Below are 6512 nucleotides of genomic sequence, written 5' to 3'. Positions count from 1 at the left end.
GAGGGGATGAACAACAAAATCAAACTGCTGAAGCGAATGGGCTATGGCTACCGGGATACCGAATACTTCTTTCTGAAAGTCAGAGAGGCGTTCCCCGGAGATCCGCGATGAACCATTTTTTATGGATGAAATCTAATTCTTTCGGCTTCTTGTGACGCGCCCAGGCTCGGGCTGGCTTTAAGGTATGCCTGTATATCGGCTGAACTGCTAACGGGCTTTTTTCACTCAGCAATTGCGTTTAGGTTTCGAAGTTATATAATTCGCCTTTCGAATCGAAACTTATTCAGTCTGGAATGACCAAACGCAACACTCAACAAAGGCGTCACGCCATAGTTACCCTGCTGCAGCAGCAGGGTGAAGTCAGTGTCGATGCCTTGGCGCTGAAGTTTGAAACTTCGGAAGTGACCATACGTAAAGACTTGGCAGCCCTGGAGAAAACCGGTTTGCTGCTGCGTCGTTATGGTGGTGCCGTCGTCGTTCCTCAAGAGATGACCCAAACCTTGTCTGAACCGCCTTCTCGCAATAAGTTGGCCATAGCTCAGGCCGCTGCCGGGCTTATCAAAGATCATAATCGCATCATTATAGATTGTGGCAGCACCACTTTGGGGCTTATTCCCGAGCTCAATGATAAGCGCGGGCTGGTGGTCATGACCAACTCCCTGCAACTGGCCAATGCGATACATGAATTGGAAAACGAGCCCACACTCTTGATGACAGGGGGCACTTGGGATCCACACTCCGAATCTTTTCAAGGACAGGTGGCTGAGCAAGTACTGCGTTCCTACAATTTTGACCAGCTTTTTATCGGCGCCGATGGCATTGACTTGCAGCGAGGCACCACCACTTTCAATGAGTTGATTGGACTCAGCCGGGTGATGGCGGAAGTCTCCAGGGATGTGGTGGTGTTGCTCGAATCGGAAAAGGTGGGTCGCAGAATTCCTAATCTTGAGTTGCCATGGGAGTTGGTCACGACCCTGGTGACAGATGACAGGCTGCCTGATGCAGCCGCTGAAAGTATTTCAAATCAAGGGGTAAAGCTGATCTTAGCCCCTTTTACAGCATAAACTTTAAATTAAGCGGATATTGATATGTGTGGAATTGTTGGCGCAGTAGCGCAGCGGGATGTAGCTGAAATCTTGATAGAGGGGCTGAAACGCCTGGAATATCGTGGCTATGATTCGGCCGGTGTGGCTGTCATTCACCAAGGTGAACTGACCCGTACCCGCAGAGTTGGCAAGGTGCAGGAGTTGGCCGATGCTTTGCAAACTGCTCCTTTGGCCGGTGGTACAGGTATCGCCCATACCCGTTGGGCGACCCATGGTGAGCCCAGTGAGCGCAACGCGCATCCACATCAATCCGGCAGCGACATAGCCGTGGTGCACAACGGCATTATTGAAAATCACGCTAAATTGCGGGAGATGCTCAAGGGTTTGGGTTATCAGTTCAACTCAGATACAGATACAGAAGTCATTTGTCATCTGGTTGACCATGAGCTCAAGTCTGCCCCCGGCTTGCTGGCGGCGGTACAAGCCACAGTAAAACAACTGGAAGGTGCCTATGGCACTGTGGTCATCGACCGCCGTGACCCTGAGCGGCTGGTGGTCGCCCGCAGTGGCAGCCCATTGGTAATAGGCTTTGGCCTGGGAGAAAACTTCGTTGCTTCGGATCAGTTGGCGCTGCTGCCGGTGACCCGTACTTTTGCCTTCCTGGAAGAGGGTGATGTTGCCGAAGTGACTCGCCGTGAGGTCCATATCTATGATCTGGACGGTAACCCGGTTGTACGTGAAAAGAAAGAATCTGAAATCACCCATGATGCCGGTGACAAGGGCGAGTATCGTCACTATATGCTTAAAGAGATCTATGAGCAGCCAATGGCGCTGGCCCGTACTCTCGAAGGCCGAATTGCCCAGCAGCAGGTGCTGGATAGTGCCTTTGGTGATAATGCAGCCGAGCTTCTCAAAGATATCAAACACGTACAGATCATTGCCTGCGGTACCAGTTACCATGCCGGTATGGCAGCACGTTATTGGCTGGAAGATTGGGCCGGCGTTTCCTGTAATGTGGAAATCGCCTCTGAATTCCGCTACCGCAAGTCGCATCTGTTCCCCAACAGCCTGTTGGTCACTATTTCTCAATCCGGTGAAACGGCCGATACCCTGGCAGCAATGCGTTTGGCCAAAGAGATGGGGTACAAGGCAACCCTGACCATATGTAACGCCCCCGGATCCTCGCTGGTTCGCGAGTCCGACATGGCATATATGATGAAAGCCGGTGCCGAGATAGGTGTGGCTTCCACCAAGGCCTTTACCGTACAGTTGGCCGGTTTGTTGATGCTGACGGCGGCTTTAGGTCGTTACAACAGTATGAGTGTGGAAATGCAGGCGGCAATCGCCCAGAGTCTGCAGTCTATGCCGGCTAAAGTGGAGCTGGCTCTGGGGTTGGACGATGCCATTGCCGAGTTGGCAGAAGACTTTGCCGATAAGAGTCATGCCCTTTTCCTGGGACGTGGCGATCAATACCCCATAGCGATGGAAGGTGCGTTGAAGCTGAAGGAGATTTCCTATATTCATGCCGAAGCTTATGCATCCGGAGAGCTGAAACATGGACCATTGGCGCTGATCGATGCCGACATGCCTGTGATAGTGGTTGCACCCAATAATGAACTGCTTGAAAAGCTTAAGTCGAATGTGGAAGAAGTGCGTGCCCGTGGTGGCTTGATGTATGTGTTTGCCGATGTTGATGCTGAATTTGCATCCGATGACACCATGAAGGTAATTCCTGTGCCACATTGTGATGAGTTTATGGCACCGCTTATTTACACCATTCCGCTGCAGTTGCTGTCATACCATGTTGCCCTGATCAAAGGGACTGATGTGGATCAGCCAAGAAACTTGGCCAAGTCGGTTACTGTGGAGTAATTGGCCGGAATCAAGCTCAAGCCTGAAAGTGTTGCCACTAATCGCCTGAGTGTATGCTCAGGCGGTTAATTGTGTCAGCCGCTGCTGCTTTTTTGCTTCGTATCTTTTCCAGACTTTTTCGTGGAAGTAGAAAACAACAGTATTGATACTGGGTTCTACCAGGGCCACGGCACCACCGATAAGTACACTGCCGGTAAGCAGATAAGTGATGGTAAAGGCTACGCTGAAGTGCAGTATGGCAAAGGTCATTGTCTTAATCATGGCGGTTCTCCTCTCTCGATAATCTAATGATAATAATTCTCATTAATAATTAAAAGAGGGTTTAACAGATTAATTTGACCGTTTTTATCTATTAAAAAGGCCGCTTATGCGGCCTTTAATCGTCTAAGACTATCAGTAATGCCAAGGGAAGCTGGAAAAGTCCTGATCGCGTTTTTCAAGAAACGCGTCCCGGCCTTCCTGGGCCTCGGCTGTGCCATAGGCCAAACGGGTCGCTTCTCCGGCAAACAGTTGCTGGCCAACCAAACCATCATCAGGCAGGTTAAAGCCATATTTGAGCATGCGCATTGCGGTTGGGGACTTGGAATTGATCTCCTTGGCCCAGCGCAGAGCTTCGGTTTCAAGTTCTGCATGCGGAACCGAACGGTTAACCATGCCCATGGCAAAGGCTTCATCGGCACTGTAGTTAAAGCCACAGAAAAATATTTCTCTTGCCCGCTTCTGACCTATCATCTTCGCCAGATAAGCACTGCCATAGCCAGAATCAAAGCTGGCTACATCCGGGTCTGTCTGTTTGAAAACGGCATGTTCTTTCGATGCCAGTGTCAGATCGCACACCACGTGCAGGCTGTGACCGCCACCAACCGCCCAACCGGGAACAACGGCTATGACGACCTTGGGCATAAAGCGGATCAAGCGCTGCACTTCGAGAATATGCAGGCGGCCCATGCGAGCCAAATCGGCCTTGCCGGCTTCCTCACCTTCATATTTGTAGCCGTCCTTGCCGCGAATACGCTGATCGCCACCGGAGGAGAAGGAATATTGCCCTTTGGCCGATGGACCATTGCCCGTTAACAGCACACAACCTACATCAGACCATTGCCGGGCGTGATCCAGAGCTATGTAAAGTTCATCAACCGTCTTGGGACGAAAAGCGTTTAGGCAGTCGGGGCGGTTAATGGCAATTCGCACCGTACCTTGAGATTTGGCTCTGTGGTAAGTGATGTCTTCAAAAGCGAACCCGGCAACCTCTTCCCACAATTCAGGTTCAAAAGTATCGGAAACAAAAGATGTCATAACAAACAGCCCCTATATTGATAATGGCTCAAAGGCTAGGTGGATTGGCATGGGAGGTCAATGATTTCAGGTGCGGGTTTTGCGACCGTCGACAAAACCCGCGGCTTTACTCAGAGGTTATCGCAGATGAACAGCAGATTATCTTTGTTGAAAACAGGATGAGATATGACATTGCCGCGACAATACTCATCCTTGAAGTCCATCAGGGTATCTGGTGTGGTCAGTATGTTGTCCAGCTCTTGTAGCTCTGAAGCTGACAAACGCTCGGCAATATCTGCCTTGAGGCGGGCCTTTTTCTGATCGAGGCGAATGATCTGCGTGCCCGTCATGGCATCCAGCTTGCGTTCAATTTTCTTTACTAATGCTTCGGTTTGGGCAATGGGCTCATCGAGTTTATCCGTCTGAGTGACCAGGTAATAAAGCACTCCAGCCAATATTGCCAAAATAATCCAGCCTTTCATCATTTAGTCCAACTAAGGTTAATAACCCTTGTGTTACAAGGTATAATACGCCAGTTTTTATACAATAAGCAGTAAAAGGCTGTAAAGATGAGTGAAGAGTCGAGCAATAAGGATTATTCGAAAGCCAATCGAATCAAGATTCACCAGCCTGATGCGAGTAAAGCAGACCGCTTTAATCCTCGCAACCGAATTTACGTTCGTGCGGTTGATGGTCTATGGAGTACGTTAAGGCGGCGGATGGGATGGATAGCCATGCTGTTTTTTCTCATCTTGCCCTGGCTTCCATGGGGGGATAGGCAGGCAGTTTGGTTTAACCTGGCGGAGCAGAAGTTTCATGTATTCGGCCTGACTATCTGGCCTCAGGATCTGACGTTGCTGGCGGCCTTGTTTATGATTGCCGCCTTTGCACTGTTTTTTGTCACTACCTACCTGGGAAGGGTCTGGTGCGGGTACACCTGCCCGCAGACAGTGTGGACCTTCATCTTTATCTGGTTTGAAGAAAAGCTCGAAGGGGCACGCAACAAAAGGATGAAGTTGGATCAGATGCCCTGGAGTTTTGACAAACTCTGGCGCAAAACGGCCAAGCATACTGCCTGGTTGTTGATCTCCCTGCTGACGGCCATGACATTTGTGTCTTACTTTGTGCCCTCCAGAGAAGTATACCTAGAGGTGTTTACCTTACAGGCCAGTGGCGCCGTGTACTTCTGGGTCATTCTCTTCACTCTGGCAACCTATGGTAATGCCGGCTGGATGCGGGAAATCATGTGTATTCACATGTGCCCCTATGCACGTTTCCAGGCGGCCATGTTCGATAAGAACACTTATATTGTTGGCTATGACACCAAGCGTGGTGAAACTCGCGGCCCCCGTTCCCGCAAGGCTGATCCCAAAGCTCTGGAGCTGGGCGACTGTATCGATTGCGATCTCTGTGTTCAGGTCTGTCCGACAGGGATTGATATCCGTAATGGCCTGCAGTACGAATGTATCAACTGCGGCGCCTGTATCGATGCTTGCGACTCCACCATGGAACGTATGGGATATGCCAAAGGCCTTATCAGTTACACCACGGAAAACAAACTGGAAGGGATCAAGGAAAAAGTGCTGCGTCCCAAGCTGGTGGGCTATGGTGTTGTGCTTACCGCGATGATTTTGGTGTTTATCTACGCCAGTGCCAATATCGCCCCTGTACGCATCGATATCATTCGTGACCGGAATCAGCTCTATACCGAGAATACTCAGGGTATGACAGAGAATACCTTCACTTTGAAGATATTGAACAAAACAGAAACGGCCCACGAGTACCAGATGCACATTGATGGATTAAACAACTATAAGTGGTATGGCCCACAAACAGTGCAAATTGCGGCCGGTGAAGTATTGACGCTGCCAATCAGTGTGGCGGTCGACCCTGTGGAGCTGAAACGTCCTATTACCAAGATAGACTTTATTGTCACTACCGAAGTCGATGGTGAGGCGGTTGAAGCCAAACAGGAGTCCCGTTTCTTCGGGCCTTAAGCTTTAAGAAACGATTCAAGATAGATAGAAAGGGGCGCGAGCCCCTTTTTTCATCAAAAAATATCGCTTTTTTGGTCATTTGGTTGCTTTTATGAGCGAACGATAAATTAATCCTGTTTTTCTAAGATTTAGCCCTTGCACAAAAGTTTTGGCTCCCTATAATGCGCTCCCACTGACACGGCACAGCGGCAACGCGAAAGACGTGACAGGGTCGAAGAAAAACGGCTCTTGAGTCCTTTCAACGACAGGCGAAAAAAGATGGTAATTACCTCTTGACGCCGCAGCAGGAAAGCGTAGAATACGCAGCCCTGACCCGATGGCC

At 50.0% G+C, this 6512-nt stretch carries 7 protein-coding genes; 4 read left to right on the top strand and 3 right to left on the bottom strand.

Translation table 11 applies throughout. From position 1 onward, the window contains the following. The 3 genes from ACF8D4_RS14520 to glmS form a co-directional block, all read left to right on the top strand. Positions 1-111 (top strand): transposase (locus ACF8D4_RS14520; protein ID WP_146194394.1); only part of this gene is annotated, 111 nt, incomplete at its 5' end. Positions 112-293: 182 nt separating this feature from the next. Then, positions 294-1064: a DeoR/GlpR family DNA-binding transcription regulator gene (locus tag ACF8D4_RS14515; RefSeq protein WP_025011733.1), complete on the top strand. Its 771-nt coding sequence runs from the start codon at positions 294-296 to the stop codon at positions 1062-1064. 24 nt (positions 1065-1088) lie between these two features. Next, a complete protein-coding gene (gene glmS / locus ACF8D4_RS14510; RefSeq protein WP_392468799.1) occupies positions 1089-2918 on the top strand; it encodes a glutamine--fructose-6-phosphate transaminase (isomerizing) in 1830 nt (609 codons plus the stop codon). A 57-nt stretch (positions 2919-2975) separates the two neighbouring features. Here glmS and ACF8D4_RS14505 read toward each other — a convergent pair whose 3' ends face one another. From ACF8D4_RS14505 to ACF8D4_RS14495, 3 genes are all read right to left on the bottom strand, one after another. After that, positions 2976-3179 (bottom strand): DUF2061 domain-containing protein, encoded by a 204-nt coding sequence (locus ACF8D4_RS14505; RefSeq protein WP_025011735.1) that lies wholly within the window; start codon positions 3177-3179, stop codon positions 2976-2978. Between the two features lie 132 nt (positions 3180-3311). Beyond that, positions 3312-4214 (bottom strand): 1,4-dihydroxy-2-naphthoyl-CoA synthase, encoded by a 903-nt coding sequence (locus tag ACF8D4_RS14500; RefSeq protein WP_028780956.1) that lies wholly within the window; start codon positions 4212-4214, stop codon positions 3312-3314. Positions 4215-4324: 110 nt separating this feature from the next. Further along, complete coding sequence (locus tag ACF8D4_RS14495; RefSeq protein WP_025889692.1) at positions 4325-4675, bottom strand: hypothetical protein; 351 nt, start codon at positions 4673-4675, stop codon at positions 4325-4327. An 87-nt stretch (positions 4676-4762) separates the two neighbouring features. Here ACF8D4_RS14495 and ccoG point away from each other — a divergent pair, with 87 nt between their 5' ends. Next, on the top strand, positions 4763-6190 hold the full coding sequence (gene ccoG, locus ACF8D4_RS14490; protein WP_392464639.1) for a cytochrome c oxidase accessory protein CcoG: 1428 nt from the start codon (positions 4763-4765) through the stop codon (positions 6188-6190). Positions 6191-6512 lie beyond the last annotated feature (322 nt).

Source organism: Shewanella sp. YQ_9, from assembly GCF_043103185.1.
GTDB classification, from domain to species: Bacteria; Pseudomonadota; Gammaproteobacteria; order Enterobacterales; family Shewanellaceae; genus Shewanella; species Shewanella algae.
This window is presented reverse-complemented; position numbering and strand designations above follow the sequence as displayed.

Bases quoted from the DNA above. Each gene is read 5' to 3' on its own strand.
- ccoG (WP_392464639.1), top strand. From the start codon at position 4,763: ATGAGTGAAGAGTCGAGCAATAAGGATTATTCGAAAGCCAATCGAATC.
- ACF8D4_RS14505 (WP_025011735.1), bottom strand. From the start codon at position 3,179: ATGATTAAGACAATGACCTTTGCCATACTGCACTTCAGCGTAGCCTTT.
- ACF8D4_RS14495 (WP_025889692.1), bottom strand. From the start codon at position 4,675: ATGAAAGGCTGGATTATTTTGGCAATATTGGCTGGAGTGCTTTATTAC.
- glmS (WP_392468799.1), top strand. From the start codon at position 1,089: ATGTGTGGAATTGTTGGCGCAGTAGCGCAGCGGGATGTAGCTGAAATC.
- ACF8D4_RS14515 (WP_025011733.1), top strand. From the start codon at position 294: ATGACCAAACGCAACACTCAACAAAGGCGTCACGCCATAGTTACCCTG.
- ACF8D4_RS14500 (WP_028780956.1), bottom strand. From the start codon at position 4,214: ATGACATCTTTTGTTTCCGATACTTTTGAACCTGAATTGTGGGAAGAG.